This is a genomic window from Affinundibacterium baiyunense (genome assembly GCF_018139645.1).
GTDB classification, from domain to species: domain Bacteria; phylum Pseudomonadota; class Gammaproteobacteria; order Burkholderiales; family Burkholderiaceae_D; genus Undibacterium; species Undibacterium baiyunense.
Map to the genome: position 1 here is coordinate 374752 of NZ_JAGSPM010000001.1, position 20001 is coordinate 394752.

Below are 20001 nucleotides of genomic sequence, written 5' to 3' on the forward strand. Positions count from 1 at the left end.
AACGGTATCCTCTGTTTGCACCTAGTTTTATTTTTTAACGGAATTAATCTAGTTGATAAACTGCATTTCTTTTACCACTTAGTCGTGCCCATAAATTAGCAATTAATTTGGTCGCTTCATCTGACAGGAAGTGGCTTGACTCGCGACATAGGGTTCAAAGATTTGAAGTGTCTTCCATCCTAGCCCCGTGTTTTCTTGATCGAATCGTTGTGATTTACCGTCGATTTTTACCCAGTTTGATACGTACAAAGGCAGTTGCAATTGATGATCTGCTTTACGCATGCTTGCAGGCATTCCAAAAAAATCAATTTGTAAATCTTCCAAAGCATAAGCGATCTTGACTGGATCGATCGTTTGCTTGGATTTGTCTTTGATTTGCTCCTCGACGATTCGAATTGCTTTCGCCAAACTGGCGATCATGGCGTAAGTTGATGTGGATGAAAAATCGTCCCTGTACTGCGCTTTATATCCCTGCGTCAAACTTGCACCAAGCTTGGATGGATTATTTGGATGCCAGTATCCAACCAATTTAACTTTATCGACACCAGCCTCACCGATAGCGGTTGGTACGCCAGTCGAACTGGCATAGTAAGTATAAAAATTGACGTTTAAATTCTGCTCTTTAGCGGATTTAATCAATAAAGCTAAATCAGTCCCCCAGTTGCCGGTAATGACCGAATCTGCCCCCGATGCTTTGATTTTGCTGATGTAAGGTGAAAAATCTTTGACAGTGGCAATGGGATGTAAATCATCACCGACAATTTGTATATCTGGACGCTTGCGTGCGAGATAGGATTTGGCTGCGCGCGCTACTTGATGTCCGTGAGAATAGTTTTGGCCCAACAGGTAGACTTTTTTTATCTGCTTATCTTTCGCTATAAAGCTGGTTAATGCTTCCATCTTCATATCAGAATTAGCATCAAAGCGAAAATGCCAAAAACTGCATTTGCTATTCGTCATATCTGGATCGATTGAACCATGATTAAGATAAATGATCTCTTGCCCAGGATGACGTTGATTGTGCTTATTAATCGCATCAATTAAAGCCAAACCAACCGCCGAGCCTGTGCCCTGCGTAATGAATCGGTAACCTTTGTCGGCAACCGTCTTGAGCAAGCTTAAACTTTCTTGTACGCCAGCTTTATTATCGAATCCATCGAACACGATTTGATGTGCGCCTGCCCACTTTTCAGCATTCGCACGCGCAGTAATAAACTTAAATGAATTGAAGGTATTTAAGCCCACCGGCCCAAACGGACCAGACATAGGATCGATCACGGCAATTTTTATGGTGTCGGCATGAGCGACGCTGGTGTTCAATAGGCTTGATAAGCACAATCCGACCAACATCAAACCGTAAGCAGTTTGAAAAATAGTTTTTAAAACTGATGTTTGCATGAGTTTTCCATATCAATAATCGACTAAGCCTGCGATTGGTTGATCTAGACATGCTTCGATGTCGACGCATCAAAAAACACAGCTAGCTTGCGAGTCGAGATTAATTGTCATTTGTCTTGTTGGTGATGCTTCAGCATCAGTCGATGAATGCATGCGCCGCAGCACATGCATTATCAAGTAGCGTCGTTCCAAAGCGGACGCGAAATAGCTTAGTTCAATTTGTTCAACGAGAACGTGATTTAGATAAATTTGCTGGACGTGCTGTACGCTTTCCTTGCCCAAGATCACGATTTGTAGAGCTAGCTGCCCTGGCCGTATTTGTTCTGGAATCAATGCGTTTAGGCCCACTCAAATTATTGCTATTGTTGGTTCTCAAACTACCCACTTGCGGGCGCCCTGTGCTCGTCGTTGTGGCATTTATGGATTTGCCAGCGCCTACAGTATTTCTGGCAGTACGCTCTGCCGAAGCGCGCACCGGTGGCTTGACACGCACCTGCTCGGTTTCACCTGATTCAATTTCAAACTTGGCACTAACATCCTTACCTAGTACACGTACCAAGTAAGGCATGACTTCGCGTAGTGTCGCTTCCAAAGTCCAAGGAGGATTAATAATAAACATCCCACTACTATGTAATCCGAATCCATCGGGTGTTGGTCCGCTGATACTTAGGGTAACGTTCAACCAACCATTTGCAGGAATACGCTTTAAGCGCTCTGGCAATTGCTTCGATTCGATGCGTGATAGAACTGGATACCAAACCGCATAAGTACCAGTTGGAAAACGGACTAGCGCATCTTCAAGGCATACTTTGACGCGTCGATAATCGTCTTTGACTTCATATGGTGGATCAATCAATACCAAACCACGGCGTGATGGTGGCGGCAATATCGCTTTTAAGCCTTCAAAACCATCACCTGCATTAATCATAATGCGCTTTCCACGGACCGTTTGACGCTCACCCTGCTCGGCTTTGTGCGCTTCTAGTTTGCGAAAATTTTCACTGAGAATCTTGATTTCGCTTGGATGTAACTCAAACAAGCGCAAACGATCTTGTGCACGCATCACTTCATTCGCACAGTAAGGTGAACCAGGGTAATAGCGCATCTTGCCACTTGGATTTAGTGTTTTCACCAGATCGAGATACGCTTGCAAGGCAGCTGGTGCATCATCTCTATCCCACAGGGGAGCGATTCCAGTTTCGTACTCTGCGTTCTTAGTTGCATAGCCAGTATCTAAAGAATATAAACCTGCTCCAGAATGGGTATCCACATAGGTGTAAGCGGTGTCTTTTTGGCCGAGATAATTGAGCAGTTCAATTAAAACAAAGTGTTTAAGAACGTCAGCATGATTGCCAGCGTGAAAACCATGGCGATAGCTCAGCATAGTGGAAATTCCTGAAAGATTGATGTTGCCCTGACCTGATCAAGGCAATCATATAGATGAAGATAAGCCGAGATTTTACTCTGTTTATGATATAAGCGCTTGATTTTACGATGTTTTTAGTGCATCAACCTAAGTTAAACTAAGTCGTTCACAAGTATTAATCAGTATAAGAATGGTTTCGACTTGCCGATACCCGCGCGAATCGCAGATAGTTAAGCCGCTACTTGTGCATGCCAAGACTTAAGCGACGCGCTTTCCAAAGATAATCAAATCGCGCTCTATCCCGTCCAAATTCGCAACTCGCGGCATATTTGCCCAAATTTCAAAATTAAACGAAGCAAACAAATTCATGCTGGGCACATTATGTCCAAAGATAAATCCGAGCAAAGTATGTACTTGAATTTGAGGTGCGAACTGAATTGCTTGTTCGAGCAAATAACGCCCTAAGCCTTGTCGACGAGTTGATTCATGCAAGTAAATCGATAACTCGGCGGTACCAGAATACGCTGGGCGTCCATAAAAATTGGAAAATGATAGCCAGCCGATGATTTGTCCATCTTCGCCTTCAACCACCCATAATGGACGCTTTTCTGGCGTGTGCTCGTGAAACCAATTTAGGCGTGACTCTACAGCGATTTCTTCAGTATCTGCGGTCACCATACGTGATGCAACGGTCGAATTGTAGATCGCCACGATTGCCGGTAAATCATCGAGGCGTGCGATTCTATGTGTGAAAGAAACTTGATTTTGCGTGGACATGGAAAATACTATCAAAAGAATGCGATCAAAATAAAAGCGCTGAACTCAAGGGTAAGTCAGCGCTATTTGTATTAAATATACAGGAGCAGAAACTAAAAGAAAGTAGTTAATTACAGTGTGTGTGTCGCTCGTGAAGAACGTATGGTTGCACCAAGCACTTCTTCTACACGGGTTTTGACACGAATCCCGCTTTCATCTTGTGGGAAGTGCACACCGATTCCTTGCGATTTATTGTTGCCAGCACCAGCCGGTGTAACCCACGCCACTTTGCCAGCAATCGGGTATTTGCTCGGATCATCTAACAAAGTCAGAATCACATAAATTTCTTCGCCCAATTTATACGATTTATTCGTAGGCACAAAAATCCCACCATTTTTTAAAAATGGCATATATGCAGAAAACAAAGCCGACTTTTCTTTGATCGCCAAAGAGAGTACCGACGGCCGCGATGGAGATGGCATGTTTAAGGGAACACTGGGGTCTTGTGGTAGCTCAGCCATAATTTTTCCTATTGATGTGCGCGACTGTTTGCCATCAAGAGCTCAATTCAGCGCACATACAAAATCTTCGTTAGATTTAGTTAAAAGCAGAAGAATATTCTAACAGCATATCCTCTAAAAATAGCTTCCCTGACAGAGGGTGACTCGCAATTGCTTGTCTTTCCTGCACATTTTTTATCAAATGCTGCAATTTATCCACGCTCACTCGATCTGAGAGCTTGGCAATATCGGTTTGGTACTTCGGATAATAGCGAATCTTTCCAGCTTGTTTGTATGAGAAAATATCATATAACCAGCGTTGTATCCATGAAACCGTGCGCGGCATATCCATTTTTTGCATTTTATCTGCGGTCTTTAAGCACACTTCCACATCAGGTTTGGCCAAACTGCGCAGCAGATCTTCAAGATCTTTAACATCGTCCGATTGCGACATCGCCAATGCCAATAAAGGCGCCCCACCTTGCTGAGCAAGCCAAGCTTCTGCGTCCCGAACAGATTGTGTTTCCAGCCAAGCTAAAGCTTGTGATTTGCTTGGCATCGCTAACGGCAATTTGTGACAACGCGACAAAATAGTTGGCAACAAACGATCAATTTTATGCGACACCAAAATAAATACCGTATTCGGATTAGGCTCTTCTAAAGACTTCAGTAAAGCATTTGCCGCTGGTACGTTTAGCGCTTCCGCCGGATACATCACAACCACCCTAGTGCCTTGCCGATGAGTAGAGATATTCATGAAATTGGCCAAAGCGCGAACTTGGTCAATGACGATTTCTTTAGATGGCGTCTTGCTTGATTTGGCAGATTTCTTTTCAGTTTCCTCGGCGCCCTCGCCTGCCTCTGACTCCGCAGCATCCTCTTCATCGAGTAAGCCCGGACGTACACGGCGATAATCAGGATGGCTATATTGATCGAACCAATTACACGACAAACACGCGCCACATGCATGACCATCATCACTAGGTGATTCACATAGCAGAGACTTGGCTAAATGCTCAGCAAAATTAGCTTTGCCGATACCCTCGGATCCATACAATAAAAATGCATGCGGCATTTTGCCGCGCATCGCCATAATCTGCTTCCAAGTATCTAGTTGCCAGTCGAATAAAGGACTATTCATTTTTATTTTTCTTATTTTTTCTAATTGCGAAAATCAACGATAGTATTTGCATTTGAATTTGCAACCAAGGCATCAACAATCTGTTTTAACTCTTGTTGTATTTCTTCAATACTACGCGTTGAATCAATCACTTTTATGCGCGCTGGAAATTCCGCAGCGCGACGCAAATATTCATTGCGTGTATCGTTAAAGAAATCACTTTTTTCCTGCTCAAATTTATCTAAGGTGCGTGTTGCATCTAGTCGAGCACGCGCAACCTCAAGTGGAACATCAAACAGTAAAGTAAGATCAGGTTGCAAATACGGATGAACCCACTGCTCTAGAGCATTCAATTTATCAATAGACAAATGACGTCCACCACCTTGATAGGCAAAACTCGCATCGGTAAAACGATCGGAAATCACCCAAGTACCCGCATCTAAAGCGGGTTGAATTACTTGCGCAATATGTTCACGACGCGACGCAAACATCAATAAAGCTTCGGTTTCTAAATGCATTGATTCTTTTAATAGCAGCGCGCGTAAAGCTTCACCAAGCGGCGTCCCACCAGGTTCACGGGTGGCGGCCACCTTCAAACCATGACTCTCTAGAATTTGTTGTACAAAACTGATGTGGGTAGATTTACCAGCTCCATCAATGCCCTCAAAGCTAATGAAACATCCCGTTTTAGACTTATTGTTCGTCATACTATTTCTCACTTGAATTTGGCATACAGCGTCATAGAACTAACGTTGATATTTGTTCACAGCGCGATTGTGGTCATTTAAATTTTCTGAAAACTGACTTGTGCCATTGCCGCGTGCGACAAAATAATAGGCATTGCTTGGTTCAGGATTTAAAGCAGCTCTAATCGCGTCAAGCCCCGGTAAGGCAATTGGCGTTGGCGGCAAACCAGCTCGAGTGTAGGTGTTGTAAGGCGTGTCTGTGGTTAAATCACGCTTGCGAATATTGCCTTGAAATCGGTCACCCATGCCATAAATCACAGTGGGATCTGTTTGCAGCAACATACCTGAGCGCAGACGATTCACAAAAACACTGGCAATCATTCCGCGCTCTGAGGCCTGTCCAGTTTCTTTTTCAATGATTGAAGCCATCACCAAGGCTTGATAAGCATCTTTGTACGGTAAATTTTGTGCGCGTTTACGCCATGCCTCGTCTAACCGCGTCAGCATGGCTTGATGTGCTTGTTGATAAACTTGGACGTCGCTACTATTTTTGACAAACAAATAGGTGTCTGGAAAAAATAGACCTTCCGGATGCGTATATTTACTGCCAATTTTTATAAGCAAGTCACGATCCGAAAGCCCCACTGTATCGTGCCGAATCGCGGGATGCGCATCAATCGCGCTGCGCATTTGTTTAAAACTCCAGCCTTCGATGATACTTAAACTGGTTAGGCTAAACTTGCCTTCAACAATTTTTTGTAAAAGTTGCTGCGGTGTTTCTTGTAATTGCAATTCAAAGGAGCCTGCCTTCAAACTGGCGGCTTTGCCCGTCACACGCGCGAGTATCTCAAATAAGTAAGGATGAATTGGCACCCCTGCATCAACCAATTGGCGTGACGCGCTGCGTATGCTACTTCCTGATTTAATCGTAAATTCAATTTGCTTGTCATGACGGATTGGCGCATCCATCCAATTTATGAACCACCAAACACTGGCAGCAGATGACACCAGCAGTATTAAAATACAAAATCCCAAGAGTTTTTTCAAAGAGGCCATGTGAACACTAATCTCGATTTGCTGCGATAATCATAAAAATCGCTGTCATTGTAAATGGAAGCATTCCGCATTGACATATAAACTGGAAAAAATGAGTACAACATGAGCACAACACTGCAATTTTTTGAATCCGCCAATCAATTCAATGTCGCCACACTCGATCGAATGCAAATTAGCAGGGGCTATATTTGCCAATTGCATGATCAAAGTTTAATCCTTGCAAATGGCGATGATGCTGCCAGTTTTTTGCACAACCAATTAAGTAATGACGTCGAACATTTGTCGCAGAGCGAAGCGCGTTATGCGGCCTACTGCACACCCAAAGGACGTATGTTAGCGAGCTTTTTCTATTGGAAGGACAGCGACAATATTTTGTTGCAATGCTCAGCAAGCCTACAGCCTGCGCTGCAAAAGCGATTGCAAATGTACGTGATGCGCTCTAAGGTGAAGCTAAATGATGTAAGTGAACAATTTGCGGTGATTGGTCTAGGTGGAGAAGCTGCAACGAGTTTTTTAACAACGCTATTTGGCAAACTGCCGACCAACTTGCATGAAAAAATCAGTCAGGAACAAGGAACGCTGATTCGCGTCCATGATGCGTTTGAATCAACACGTTATGAATGGATCGTTTCACATAAGCGATTTATCGAAATCGCGTCATCCATCCCAGACCAGCTCAAAGTAGTTGATAGCAGAATTTGGCGTTTGGGAAATATTTTGGCGGGGATACCGCAAGTGCTTGAACAAAGCAAAGAGAAATTCGTACCGCAAATGATTAATTTTGAGTTAATCGGTGGCGTTAATTTCAAAAAAGGATGTTACCCAGGACAAGAAATCGTCGCCCGTAGTCAGTATCTTGGCAAACTCAAGCGTCGTATGGCAATCGCGACTGTTAATGCAGAAACGGTTGATGTAGCAATGGAGATTTTTTCTGATAACGATACAAGTCAAGCTTGCGGCATGATTGTGAATGCAGAACGCGGCTTTCACAAAGAATTCGTCTGTTTGGTGGAGATAAAATTAGCCGATCAAGAACAAGATAAAGTACACTTGGGGCAGCAAGATGGACCTGTTTTAAAATTCCTGCCACTGCCGTATGCGTATCTCGACGTAACTGAATAGGTGAAATATGGATTGCTATATTTACTACAAGGCCCATGTGCAAAATGCCCGTCAGGTGCAAGTAAGTGCCCAGCGTTTACAGCATTATGTGGTGGAGAATTTGTGGGCAAGTAGTGATTTTGCAATGACACCACCTTTGCTTCAACGTCGTCCAGAGCCTACAGATGGCGTGCATACTTGGATGGAAGTGTATAAAGATATTCCAGCCCAATTCGAACAAGTTGCAAGCGATGCTGAAATTGCTTCGGGCATACTCGAATACATCATCGGTGATCGACGCATAGAGTATTTTATGAATGCGGACGAATAAGCGTTAATTTCGCGATTAAGTTGCACTAATAATTCACGCTACTAAGTTGCGCTAATAACTAAGAGGCTAAAGCAAAAAAGAGAGGTGAATTACCTCTCTTTTTTATGACGCCTATCATGACAGCCATCACAGTTAGCGCTGTCAATGATTGACGATCAATAATTTAGCTGAGTTCTTCTAATCGCAACTTGGTGACACTGCCAGTGACGGAAGCGAGAGCTTCAATTTGCGCAATGGCAGCATCGACGTTTTTCTCTTGCGTTTGATGCGTCAACATAATGATGTCGGTACGAGACTCACCTTCACCCGGCTCTTTCTGCAACATCGCATCAATCGAAATCGAGAAGCTCGCAAGAATCTTAGTGACATCCGCTAGCACACCTGGCTTATCTTCGACACGCATGCGCAAGTAGTAGCTGGTGAATACTTCCGAAATCGGCAGTACCGTTAAGTCGCTCAAGGCATTTGGCTGGAATGCCAAATATGGCACTCGATGTTCAGGATCAGCCGTTGCCAAGCGTGTGATGTCAACAACATCGGCGATTACCGAAGAAGCTGTCGGTTCTGAGCCAGCACCTTTGCCGTAATACAAAGTCGCACCCACCGCATCGCCTTGCACTAACACCGCATTCATTGCGCCCTCTACATTGGCAATTAAACGCTTCTCTGGGATCAAGGTTGGATGTACGCGCAATTCAATACCAGCTTCGCTGCGTTTGGTAATGCCTAATAATTTAATGCGATAACCCAACTGCTCTGCATATTCAATATCAGTCGCTTCTAGTTTGGTAATGCCTTCAATGTAGGCTTTATCAAACTGGGTCGGAATACCAAATGCGATTGATGCCATAATCGTCAACTTGTGCGCAGCATCTATGCCTTCGATATCAAAAGTAGGATCGGCTTCCGCATAGCCGAGTGCCTGCGCTTGCTTTAATACTGTCGCAAAGTCCAAGCCTTTGTCACGCATTTCGGACAAAATGAAATTCGTCGTGCCATTGATAATGCCAGCTATCCATTGAATACGATTTGCGGTTAACCCTTCACGCAAGGCTTTGATAATCGGAATGCCGCCCGCAACTGCTGCTTCAAATGCGACCATCACACCTTTATCTTGCGCTGCTTTGAACACCTCGTTGCCATGTTTAGCAATTAAAGCTTTATTCGCTGTGACCACATGTTTGCCGTTGGCGATCGCTTTCAATACCAAATCTTTAGCAATATCATTGCCACCGATTAGCTCAATCACAATGTCTATGTCGGGACGATTGACGACTAAATTGCCATCGGTAACGATTTCAACCTCGCCTTTCACAATGTCTTTTGCACGCTCTACATTACGCACCGCCACCATCGTAATTTCAATCGCACGACCCGCACGGCGCATAATCTCTTCTTGATTGCGCTTAAGAACATTGAAGGTGCCGGAGCCGACTGTGCCTAATCCTAATAGGCCTACTTTGATGGGTTTCATATTGAATTAAATATTAATTAAAAAAGATGGATTATAAATTATTCGACAGCCTGTTTCGCTGCAAATTCACCAGTGCCATGACGACGGCGGTAGCCTTCAAGAAAAGTTGCTATGCGCTTGATTGCATCGGTTAAATCGTCAGTATTAGGAAGGAAGACCACACGGAAGTGATCCGGTGCAATCCAATTAAATCCCGTGCCTTGCACCAATAAAACTCGCTGCTCAACTAATAATTCTTGGATAAATGCTTGATCATCTGTAATCGGATAAATCTCAGGATCGAGCTTTGGAAACATATACAGTGCTGCTTTTGGCTTGACACATGTAACTCCAGGTATTGCCGTTAACAATTTATGCGCGAGATCGCGCTGCTTTAAAAGTCGACCACCGGGACCGACTAAATCTTTGATGCTTTGATAGCCACCTAGCGCGGTTTGTATCGCGAATTGTCCTGGTGCATTCGAACATAAACGCATCGAGGCTAACATATTTAAGCCTTCAATATAATCTTTGGCGTGACGCTTCTCACCTGAAATCACCATCCATCCAGCACGATAGCCGCAAGAACGGTAGTTCTTCGACAGGCCATTGAGAGTCAAAAACAAAACATCATCGGCCAAAGAGGCGATTGATACATGCTCAGCTTCGTCATACAAAGTTTTATCGTAAATTTCGTCAGCGAATACGATTAATTGTTTTTCTCTGGCGATATCGACGATTTTTTGTAGTACATCGACTGGATATAAAGCACCGGTTGGATTATTCGGATTGATGACGACGATTGCTTTGGTATTCGGTGAGATTTTGCGTTTTATATCCTCGATATCAGGCATCCAATCTGCGCTTTCATCACACACGTAATGCACAGGTTTGCCGCCAGATAGACTGACTGCTGCCGTCCAAAGTGGGTAGTCCGGCGCAGGTACCAAAACTTCATCGCCTGGATTTAACAAGGCATTCATGCCCATCACAATCAGTTCTGACGCGCCATTACCGATATAAATATCATCCATCGTCACACCACGAATCTTCTTTTCTTGGGTGTAATGCATAATCGCTTTACGCGGTGCAAACATTCCTTTGGAATCGGTATAGCCCGCCGCACTCTGCATGTTCAAAATCATGTCCTGGACGATTTCGTCCGGCGGACCAAAATTAAACACGGCTAAATTACCAATATTTAATTTAATGATTTTCTGACCTTCTTCTTCCATCTGCTTGGCTTTTTCCAAGACTGGGCCGCGAATGTCATAACAAACGTCTGCGAGTTTTTGCGATTTTTGGATGGGGCGCACGAGACTACTTTCAAAAAGTGAATTAAAAAAATGCTGCACTGCCGAATGATCCATTCTGCCCAAAGCGCCCTATTTTATCAATGTGTTTTACCAAATTATTTTAGGAGATTTACCAGCAGATAGACTTTTACTCTTGGTTTTTACGGTTTAGGCACAATTTAATGGATTAAATGTGTTAAATCTCCGCAGGAAATCAGAGCGCACTTGTTTGCCTTAAATCGAATTTAGCTGATAAATTAAAAATCAAGCTAATCAAATTGCAACAGCCTAAATTGCAATACACAAACAATTTTCCATCAAGCCTATGCTAAAAAGTCTTTTACTCGCTTTACCGCAAACCGACGATACCAATCACGGTTCGTCGCCTATTAATCCCTTGCCAGCGTTAATGGCATTGTTTGATGGAATACGCCCAAGTTCTAAGGGAGATCAATCACAATTACCGAGCTTGCTACGTTTACTTCAACAAGAACCTGAATTAATTAGCCGACTGCGTTCAGCGCTTTTGCAGCTATTCCAGCAACGGCATGCCGTTTTGCTGTTGGCAACTTCTGGCATTTATCCTGCGACAAGTGTGCTTTCTGAAACCGTGCGTCGCGTCTCTCACAAACTCTTGCCGGAAGTCGATGATCCTTCACAACTGAAAGATGCGCTAAGAGAAATCCTAAAACCTAGCGATGTCGAATGGATAAACGCAAGCAATCCAAACGATTGGCAAGATTTAATTCGTCTTTTAGGGTTTGACGAAAATATCAACTTGCAGTCGCACCTTGGACTCACCAGCATGCTGGCAGACATCATTGAAGCCTTACGTGTGGTCGCGCATAGAATCGCTGCTGCTGGCTTGGAGCCAGAGATGTTACGTCTAGATCCGAGTTTAGAAAATCACGCATCCCCTTTTCTAGGTGTTTGTGAAGAGGCACTCAATGTAACGAAAGCGATCGAAGCGCAACTAAATCAGAAGCGCAGCTTTGAACAAAACAAAGACACAGACATTTCTCATCTTGAGGTCTTGATTACACAAGCACGTCAAACCATAGACCGCATCCGAAAACGCGCACAACAACAAGGCGCTAGTTTCTATTTAACTTTCCATTTAAGGCGTTTGCAGCAGCATCTTGATCGACTCACACGATTGGCTTACCTACTATCGAGCCTTGTACAAAATGATAAAAAAAGCAGCGTGCAACATATCGCCGCATTGTGGCAAGAATTAGCAATTGCCGAATGCTCGCAAAATAATGTGCGCCAATTTTGGAAACAAAACGCGGAATTAGTCGCCCTACGCGTTACCGAAAATGCTGGGCGTAGTGGTGAACATTACATCACCGAGACCAGACAGGACTATTTCGCTATGTTGAAAGCCGCTGCTGGCGGTGGTTGTGCTGTTGCACTTATCGCTGCGATCAAAATCAATATCGGTATGCGCGGCTTAGCTCCGTTAGCAGAAGTATTAGCAAACTGCATCAACTATGGTCTTGGATTCGTGCTTATTCACTTATTGCACTTCTCAGTCGCGACCAAACAACCGGCAATGACCGCAAATGCGATTGCCGCTGCGATTGGTGAAATTCAAGGTAATCCGCGTGAACGCAAACGCGACCTTGAACCGCTCGTTAGCTTGATCGCACGCACAATCAGAACACAACTCGCAGCCATCGTTGGCAATATCGGCTTAGCAATTCCTGTGGCGCTGATGATCGCGTTCTTGGTTCAGCATTTCAGCGGCGCTCATTACTTAACGCCCGCGAAAGCCAAGCATCTGTTGCAAGACATCGACATTTTGAGCGCTGGGACTTTATTATTCGCGGCAGTCGCAGGCATTTGCCTATTTTTGGCGGGGCTCATCGCGGGCTATTATGACAATTTGTGTAGCTACAGCAGAATCCCAGAGCGCTTAAATCAATTAAAGTGGGCACAAAAACTATTTGGTGCGGCACGTTGGCAGCGAGTCAGTGACTATATTCGTGACAATTTAGGTGTATTGGCTGGCAATTTCTTCCTTGGTTTCTTATTGGGTGGTGCCGCTGGTTTAGGTGCGCTGCTAGGACTGCCACTAGATGTACGTCATACGACCTTATCATCTGCGATGTGGGGCTATTCATTATTTGCGCTTGACTTCAACTTACCTTGGCAGTTGATATTAACTACTGCACTAGGTTTCTTGGGTATTGGTATCGTTAACTTGGGTGTGAGTTTTTATTTGGCATTATCGGTTGCACTTCGCGCTCGTGGAGTTGATTTCACTCAGCGACTAGAGCTACTGAAGGCTTTAGGTCGAAGATTTAGAAATAATCCTCGAGAATTTTTGCTAGCACCTAAAAATGTTAAATGAAGTCAAATCCTCGTTCGCTAACGAAGAGGATTTGATGCGCATATCAGCGACAATACTGTCGTTTCAAGCAAATACGGCCGCAGTTCTCAAAATGGTCGATTAAAAAATCAACAAGCACCACTTTGATACGCACACAGAAAAAGCTACAATGCGCCAGCTATTTCTTCTGGCTGCGCATGCGAGGTGCGCAAAAATTATAACTATATTAAAAATCATGAAGCTGCACTCAACCAATACGCAACAATACCAAACCGTCACCGCTTACGATGAGCAAGGTGTCGAATTTAATCTAGTTCGATACGAACATAGCTTAATTGTCTTACCTGAATCTCGACCTGTGGTTTGGGATGTCACTAATTTCGAAGCGCTAACAGCGACACACTTTGAACAAATCGCAGCCTTGCAGCCAGATGTGGTGATTTTAGGAACAGGCAAAAAACAGCGATTTATTCACCCCAAACTGATTAGCTCCCTCAGTGCTCAACATAAGGGGGTTGAATGCATGGACAATCAAGCAGCCTGTAGAACCTATAATATTTTAATGACCGAAGGTCGCAAAGTTGCGCTTGCGCTGATATTGGAGCAAGCATGAAACAGCATCTACATCCATCTTCACAGCAAGCAAATACACAATCTCCCTATGAGTCACCTCGCACCTTATGGGCGGTGGTGATAGGCTTTCTAATCGTATGGTTTTACATGCTTGGTGCACGAACCTTGGTGCCTACCGATGAAGGCAGATATGCCGAAATGGCGCGCGAAATGGTGGCAACTGGCGATTGGATCACACAACGCTTAAACGGCATCAAATACTTTGAAAAGCCACCGCTACAAAATTGGATGAACGCGCTCACTTTCAGTTTGTTTGGATTAGGTGACTGGCAAGCAAGACTATGGACAGGATTATGCGGTTTGATTGGTATCGCGATCTCTAGCTATACCGCATTCAAAATTTACGGTCGTCGTATTGCAATCAGTACGGCTGTCATTCTAGGCTCCAGTTTTTACTGGGCGGCGATGGGGCACGTCAATTCGCTCGACATGGGCTTGTCTGGAATGATGACACTGGCCTTGTGTGGCTTATTACTGTCGCAACGCGATGGTGCCAATGCAAAAGAACAACGTAATGGTATGTTGCTATGTTGGGCTGGGATGGCGCTAGCAACAATGTCGAAAGGCTTGATTGGTTTTGTTTTGCCTGGCGCAGTGTTGGTTTTATATACGATCTGGACGCGTGATTTTGGCCTGTGGTTACGCTTACACATGGGTAAAGGATTGCTGTTATTTTTCGCTATTACAGCACCATGGTTTATTTTGGTTTGGCAAGCGAACCCTGAGCATCCGCACTTCTTCTTTATTCATGAGCACTTCCAACGTTTTACCAGCACGATTCATAAGCGTGGTGGTGCTTGGTACTATTTCTTCCCTCTATTGTTGATTGGAATTCTGCCTTGGTTAGGCTTGTTATTGCAAAGTATGTTCGCCAGTTTGCGTAAAGAACAAAGCCAATTTCAAGCAAAGAAAATGTTGCTGACTTGGGCTGTATTCATTTTCTTTTTCTTTAGTATTTCTGGGTCAAAGCTCCCATCTTATATTTTGCCAATTTTTCCTGCGCTAGCAATTTTGATTGCCTGTCAGTTAGAGAGCATATCCACACTGAGTCTACGCATCAATGCATTAATCATGACGCTAATCGGTGCGGCATCCATCTTTATGACACCGAAAATCGCAGGCATGGCAAAACACGTCTATGAAGCACCGTTTTATGCCGCCATGATTCCTTGGGCATATGCTGCCGCTGGCTTGACTTTGATTGGTGGTTTGTTCGCTTTAATTTATGCGCAACGTAATAAAGACTGGTCAGTCTTAAGTTTAGCGATTACCGTGTTCTTGGCAGGGCAAGCACTGTTCTTGGGCCATGACACTTGGGGTAAATATAATGCCGGCGTGTATCATTTAACGGCAATTCAAGCTGAACTAAAAGCCGATACACCAATTTTTTCAGTTGGACGCTACGAGCAAGCTTTACCATTTTATTTACAGCGCACAACGATATTGGTTGAACATCCTGACGAAATGCAGTTTGGTGTCGGTATTCAGCCAGAACTTTGGATTCCGAAACAAACGGACTTTGTCCTCAAATGGCGTGATATGCATGCCAAGGGGCAAAACGCGGTTGCGTTTGTACGTCAAGAAATTTATGACGATTTACAAAAACAGAATTTGCCGATGCGCGTGATAGGGCATGATCCTAAACGCGTCATTATCGCTATTCCCCACTAATTTCTTATCTGCTGCTACGGCCGTTTTACCGTTTTTTAGAAAGTTTTTATGAGCGCAACAGCTACCTTTCTCCCCTTCACAAAGCCAAGTATTGATGAAGAAACTATTAGCGCGGTGAATGAGGTTTTACGTTCAGGTTGGCTTACCAGCGGCCCTAAAGTGAAAGAATTAGAGGCACAATTGTCTGCCTATTTTGGTGGACGACCGGTTCGCACATTTAATTCGGGCACATGCACAATGGAAATAGCGCTCCGCATCGCCGGAATTGGCGCGGGCGACGAAGTGATCACCACGCCTAACTCATGGGTCGCCACTGCCAATGTGATCATTGAAGTCGGCGCAACCCCGGTGTTTGTAGATATTGATCCCAAGACGCACAACATTGACCTGAACAAAGTAGAAGCGGCGATCACTGCACGTACCAAAGCAATTATTCCGGTACACATGTGTGGTTTGCCATGCGATATGGATCAGTTGTACGCACTCGCACAAAAACATCGTTTGCGCGTGGTAGAAGATGCTGCACAAGCTATCGGGTCAACTTGGAATGGACAACGCATTGGTGCTTTTGGTGATTTTGTGTCATTCAGTTTTCAAGTCAATAAAAACATCATGACTGCCGAAGGTGGTTGTCTGGTATTGAATAATGAAGCAGAAGCAAAGTTGGCGGAGAAGTATCGATTGCAAGGTGTGTCGCGCAGTGGTCTAGACGGCATCGATGTTGATGTACTCGGTGGAAAATACAATATGACCGATCTTTCTGCCGCAATTGGATTAGGACAATTAAAGCGCTTGCATGAATTTAATGCGCAAAGAAAAAAACTTGCGCTGCATTATTTCGATCAATTTGGTAAAGATTTTGAATCAAGTACGGGCGCGGAATTGCCTGTTGCCGATTTCACTAACTCAAATTGGCACATGTTTCATATCGTCTTGCCCGAGCGAATTCATCGCGCAGAGTTTATGCAAAAGATGCTCGATCTTGGGATCGGTTTGGGTTACCACTATCGTCCTATCCATTTATTTACATTGTATCGTGAGCGTGGTTTTACCGATGGCATGTTCCCAATTGCAGAAAGAATAGGCAAACAAATCGTTACCTTGCCCTTATTCCCAAACATGAACGAAAGCGATGTTGATCGCGTAGTCGCCGCAGTAAAATCTTGTCTTTGATATTTTAATTACAGAAGCTCACATGCATCCTGAACTTTCAGTCGTTATTCCCGTGTACAACGAGGAAGCTGGACTTGCCAAACTCTATGCCAGACTTTATCCCGCCTTAGATAAATTGGCAGAACGCGGTATTACTTACGAAATCGTGTTCGTCAATGACGGTAGTCGAGACCGCTCTGCTGAAATTTTGGCTGAGCAATTTCGCGCAAGGCCCGATGTCACCCGCGTCGTCTTATTTAATGGTAATTACGGTCAACACATGGCAATCTTGGCTGGATTTCAAGCAACTCGTGGCGATATCGTTGTTACGCTCGATGCAGACTTGCAAAATCCACCAGAAGAAATTGGTGCGCTGGTCGATAAAATGCGCGAAGGCTATGACTATGTCGGCTCAATTCGTCGAAAACGTCAGGATGCGGCATGGCGCACCTATCTCTCAAAAGCGATGAATCGCCTGCGTGAAAAAATCACGCGTATCAAAATTACTGATCAAGGCAATATGCTGCGCGCCTATGGTCGAAATGTAATCAATCTCATCAATCAGTGCAGCGAGGTCAATACTTTTGTACCCGCCCTCGCCTATACCTTTGCCCGCAAACCGACAGAAATTGTGGTCGAACATGAAGAACGTACTGCGGGTGAATCAAAGTATTCATTCTATAGTTTGATTCGTCTCAATTTCGATTTGATGACGGGCTTTTCCATCATGCCATTGCAGCTATTCTCCATGATGGGGATGATCTTATCTGGTTTGTCAGGTGGATTGGTGGTCTTGCTATTGATTCGTCGATTCTTTCTCGGTGCCGAGGCCGAAGGCTTATTCACTTTGTTTGCAATTGCCTTCTTCTTGATGGGCGTGATTTTATTTGGTATTGGTCTACTTGGTGAATACGTTGGTCGTATTTACCAGCAAGTACAAGGTCGTCCACGTTTCGTCGTTCAAACAATCTTGGAAGAAAAATCCAGAGAATAAATTAATCATGAGCACTACCGGATTTGCCCAAACAGCCGAACAGCCGACACCTTCCGCGGTGGTCTTTGCGTATCACACAGTTGGTGTACGCAGCATTAAAACCTTACTTGCGCGTGGTATCGATATTCGCTTGGTGGTTAGTCATGAAGATAGTGCAAACGAAACGATCTGGTTTGAATCGGTTGCTGCTTTATGTGAGGAACATGATATTCCTCGTATCACGCCAGAGAACCCAAATACTCCTGAAATCATCGCCCAAATCGCGGCTTTAAAGCCAGATTTTATTTTCAGCTTTTACTATCGAAACATGCTGTCGGCAGAAGTGTTAGAAATAGCTTCGCACGGTGCCTATAACTTGCATGGTTCATTGCTACCCAAGTACCGCGGTCGGGTTCCGGTCAATTGGGCAGTCTTGCACGGAGAGACTGAAACCGGTGCAACTTTGCATGAGATGACAGTCAAGCCAGATGCGGGGGCGATTATTGCGCAAACTAGCGTACCTATTTTGCCTGATGACACCGCGTTTGAGGTCTTTGGAAAACTGAGTGTCGCCGCTGAACAAACATTATGGAATGCCTTGCCTTCATTAATTGCTGGTACGGCTACAAAAATTCCCAACGATTTGAGTCAAGGGAGTTATTTCGGTGGTCGTAAGCCAGAAGATGGTCGCATCGATTGGAGTCAATCAGCGCAACAAGTTTATAACTTGCACAGAGCTGTTGCGCCACCGTATCCAGGCGCGTTCACAGAACATGATGGTAAAACATTTATTATTGAAAAAGCACGTATTTTTAAGCACACCACATTAAAACTGCCTGCAAATTTGCCGCTTGGCATATCTGTAGTGGATAATGTCACCTTTGGCGTTTGTGGTGATGGAAAAGCAATCGAGATTTTAGCTTTACAGCATCAAGGTTGCACGATGGATAATCAAGCATTAGCAAAGTTTTTCGGTCGTACTTAATGTTATTTTTGCACAAAAAGTATTGACAAAAAATCCGCGGCAATTTGCGATTGTTAGACAGTTGGTTTGCTTTTCATTAGCGATACAAACTGTAGCGACCTCACTATTCGAATTCCTACTATTTAATCTTTCAGAGAAATCATTATGAAAAAAGTCCTCATCCTCGGTGTAAATGGTTTTATTGGTCACCACTTATCCAAGCGCATCTTAGAAACAACCGATTGGGAAGTGTATGGCATGGATATGCAAACCGAGCGTTTGGGTGACTTGCTGAATCATCCACGTATGCATTTCTTTGAAGGCGACATCACGATCAATAAAGAATGGGTTGAATACCATATCAAAAAGTGTGATGTGATCTTGCCTTTGGTGGCGATTGCGACGCCATCGACTTATGTAAAGCAACCATTACGAGTATTTGAACTCGACTTCGAAGCCAACTTACCTATCGTTCGTTCTGCTGCAAAGTATGGCAAACACTTGGTATTTCCATCAACATCTGAAGTGTATGGCATGTGCCATGACCAAGAATTCGATCCAGAGAACTCAGAACTCATTTGCGGCCCGATCAACAAACCACGTTGGATTTATTCCTGCGCTAAACAATTGATGGATCGCGTGATCTGGGGCTATGGCATGGAAGGCCTGAACTTCACTTTGTTCCGCCCATTTAACTGGATTGGTGCAGGCTTAGATTCTATTCATACACCGAAAGAAGGTAGCTCACGCGTTGTGACGCAATTCTTTGGTCATATCGTACGTGGAGAAAATATCTCTTTGGTTGATGGTGGAGCACAAAAACGTGCGTTTACATACATCGACGACGGTATTGATGCCTTGGTTCGTATCATCGCAAACAAGGATGGCGTAGCTTCTGGTAAGATTTACAATATTGGCAATCCTTCCAATAACCACTCTATTCGTGAGCTGGCACATATGATGCTGGAGTTGGCTACAGAATATCCTGAATACGCTGAGTCTGCTAAAAAAGTACAGCTGACTGAAACGACTTCAGCAGCATACTACGGTGGCGGCTATCAAGATGTACAAAATCGTGTACCTAAGATTACGAACACTTGTGAAGAATTAGGCTGGAAACCAACAACCACCATGGCTGATGCAATGCGTCACATCTTTGATGCTTACCGTAGCCAGGTAGCTCAAGCGCGCGCGTTAATGGATTAATAGAT

17 protein-coding genes and 1 pseudogene are annotated in these 20001 nt (G+C 44.2%); 9 read left to right on the forward strand and 9 right to left on the reverse strand.

Going from position 1 to position 20001, the window contains the following annotated elements:
• Positions 1 to 102: 102 nt before the first annotated feature.
• The 7 genes and pseudogenes from KDM92_RS01555 to mltG form a co-directional block, all read right to left on the reverse strand.
• Positions 103 to 1350 (reverse strand): branched-chain amino acid ABC transporter substrate-binding protein, encoded by a 1248-nt coding sequence (locus KDM92_RS01555; protein ID WP_212682981.1) that lies wholly within the window; start codon positions 1348 to 1350, stop codon positions 103 to 105.
• Positions 1351 to 1900: 550 nt separating this feature from the next.
• A pseudogene (locus tag KDM92_RS01560) lies at positions 1901 to 2782 on the reverse strand (23S rRNA (adenine(2030)-N(6))-methyltransferase RlmJ); the annotation flags it as partial.
• A 240-nt stretch (positions 2783 to 3022) separates the two neighbouring features.
• Positions 3023 to 3541 (reverse strand): GNAT family N-acetyltransferase, encoded by a 519-nt coding sequence (locus KDM92_RS01565; protein WP_212682708.1) that lies wholly within the window; start codon positions 3539 to 3541, stop codon positions 3023 to 3025.
• Between the two features lie 110 nt (positions 3542 to 3651).
• The gene (locus KDM92_RS01570) at positions 3652 to 4041 is read right to left on the reverse strand and encodes a PilZ domain-containing protein (protein ID WP_229826996.1); all 390 of its coding nucleotides are present in this window, start codon (positions 4039 to 4041) and stop codon (positions 3652 to 3654) included.
• 76 nt (positions 4042 to 4117) lie between these two features.
• Positions 4118 to 5161, reverse strand: a complete 1044-nt coding sequence (gene holB, locus KDM92_RS01575; protein WP_212682709.1) for a DNA polymerase III subunit delta' — start codon at positions 5159 to 5161, stop codon at positions 4118 to 4120.
• A gap of 20 nt (positions 5162 to 5181) precedes the next feature.
• Entirely contained in the window at positions 5182 to 5847 is a 666-nt protein-coding gene (gene tmk, locus KDM92_RS01580; protein ID WP_212682710.1) for a dTMP kinase, read from the reverse strand.
• A gap of 39 nt (positions 5848 to 5886) precedes the next feature.
• A complete protein-coding gene (gene mltG / locus KDM92_RS01585) occupies positions 5887 to 6882 on the reverse strand; it encodes an endolytic transglycosylase MltG (RefSeq protein ID WP_212682711.1) in 996 nt (331 codons plus the stop codon).
• 102 nt (positions 6883 to 6984) lie between these two features.
• On the opposite strand from mltG, the gene ygfZ reads away from it, so the two are divergent.
• Complete coding sequence (gene ygfZ, locus KDM92_RS01590) at positions 6985 to 8004, forward strand: CAF17-like 4Fe-4S cluster assembly/insertion protein YgfZ (RefSeq protein WP_212682712.1); 1020 nt, start codon at positions 6985 to 6987, stop codon at positions 8002 to 8004.
• 7 nt (positions 8005 to 8011) lie between these two features.
• Positions 8012 to 8314 (forward strand): DUF4936 family protein, encoded by a 303-nt coding sequence (locus KDM92_RS01595; protein WP_212682713.1) that lies wholly within the window; start codon positions 8012 to 8014, stop codon positions 8312 to 8314.
• Between the two features lie 163 nt (positions 8315 to 8477).
• Here the strand turns inward: KDM92_RS01595 and KDM92_RS01600 are convergent, their stop codons facing one another.
• Together KDM92_RS01600 and KDM92_RS01605 are read right to left on the reverse strand one after the other, a co-directional pair.
• On the reverse strand, positions 8478 to 9788 hold the full coding sequence (locus KDM92_RS01600; RefSeq protein ID WP_212682714.1) for a homoserine dehydrogenase: 1311 nt from the start codon (positions 9786 to 9788) through the stop codon (positions 8478 to 8480).
• Between the two features lie 38 nt (positions 9789 to 9826).
• A complete protein-coding gene (locus KDM92_RS01605) occupies positions 9827 to 11083 on the reverse strand; it encodes a pyridoxal phosphate-dependent aminotransferase (RefSeq protein ID WP_212682715.1) in 1257 nt (418 codons plus the stop codon).
• A 304-nt stretch (positions 11084 to 11387) separates the two neighbouring features.
• Here KDM92_RS01605 and KDM92_RS01610 point away from each other — a divergent pair, with 304 nt between their 5' ends.
• The 7 genes from KDM92_RS01610 (at position 11388) to KDM92_RS01640 (ending at position 19996) form a co-directional block, all read left to right on the forward strand.
• Complete coding sequence (locus tag KDM92_RS01610) at positions 11388 to 13418, forward strand: recombinase (RefSeq protein WP_212682716.1); 2031 nt, start codon at positions 11388 to 11390, stop codon at positions 13416 to 13418.
• A 214-nt stretch (positions 13419 to 13632) separates the two neighbouring features.
• Positions 13633 to 14010, forward strand: a complete 378-nt coding sequence (locus tag KDM92_RS01615; RefSeq protein WP_212682717.1) for an Mth938-like domain-containing protein — start codon at positions 13633 to 13635, stop codon at positions 14008 to 14010.
• Positions 14007 to 15701, forward strand: a complete 1695-nt coding sequence (locus KDM92_RS01620; RefSeq protein WP_212682718.1) for a glycosyltransferase family 39 protein — start codon at positions 14007 to 14009, stop codon at positions 15699 to 15701. Before KDM92_RS01615 ends, KDM92_RS01620 begins: the two co-directional genes overlap by 4 nt.
• A 48-nt stretch (positions 15702 to 15749) precedes the next feature.
• Positions 15750 to 16874 (forward strand): DegT/DnrJ/EryC1/StrS family aminotransferase, encoded by a 1125-nt coding sequence (locus KDM92_RS01625; protein WP_212682719.1) that lies wholly within the window; start codon positions 15750 to 15752, stop codon positions 16872 to 16874.
• 22 nt (positions 16875 to 16896) lie between these two features.
• Positions 16897 to 17847 (forward strand): glycosyltransferase, encoded by a 951-nt coding sequence (locus tag KDM92_RS01630; RefSeq protein ID WP_212682720.1) that lies wholly within the window; start codon positions 16897 to 16899, stop codon positions 17845 to 17847.
• A gap of 7 nt (positions 17848 to 17854) precedes the next feature.
• Entirely contained in the window at positions 17855 to 18811 is a 957-nt protein-coding gene (locus tag KDM92_RS01635) for a formyltransferase (RefSeq protein WP_212682721.1), read from the forward strand.
• A gap of 144 nt (positions 18812 to 18955) precedes the next feature.
• Positions 18956 to 19996: a bifunctional UDP-4-keto-pentose/UDP-xylose synthase gene (locus KDM92_RS01640; RefSeq protein WP_212682722.1), complete on the forward strand. Its 1041-nt coding sequence runs from the start codon at positions 18956 to 18958 to the stop codon at positions 19994 to 19996.
• Positions 19997 to 20001 lie beyond the last annotated feature (5 nt).